General features: G+C 61.8%; 1 pseudogene. It reads left to right on the top strand.

From position 1 onward, the window contains the following. Nucleotides 1-429: pseudogene (locus AACY08_RS30100) on the top strand (TCP-1/cpn60 chaperonin family protein); the annotation flags it as partial.

Genomic DNA, 429 nt, shown 5'->3' with positions numbered 1-429 from the left:
CTCGAAGTGGTCGAGGGCATGCAGTTCGACCGCGGCTACATCTCGCCCTATTTCGTCACCAATGCCGAGAAGATGCGGGTCGAGCTCGAGGATCCCTATGTGCTGATCCACGAGAAGAAGCTGTCGAACCTGCAGGCGCTGCTCCCGATCCTGGAAGCGGTTGTTCAGTCGGGCCGTCCGCTCCTCATCATCGCTGAGGACATTGAGGGTGAGGCTCTGGCCACGCTCGTCGTCAACAAGCTGCGCGGCGGCCTGAAGGTTGCAGCCGTCAAGGCACCGGGCTTCGGCGATCGTCGCAAGGCGATGCTCGAAGACATCGCGATCCTGACCAAGGGCGAGATGATCTCGGAAGACCTCGGCATCAAGCTCGAGAGCGTCACGATCGGCATGCTCGGCACCGCCAAGCGCGTCACGATCGACAAGGAGAGC

Origin of the sequence: Pseudomonas sp. EL_65y_Pfl1_R83, assembly GCF_963970695.1 — a bacterium.
Lineage (GTDB): Bacteria > Pseudomonadota > Gammaproteobacteria > Pseudomonadales > Pseudomonadaceae > Aquipseudomonas > Aquipseudomonas tritici.
The sequence above is the reverse complement of the archived record's forward strand: the minus strand, read 5'-3'. Positions and strand labels throughout refer to the sequence as shown.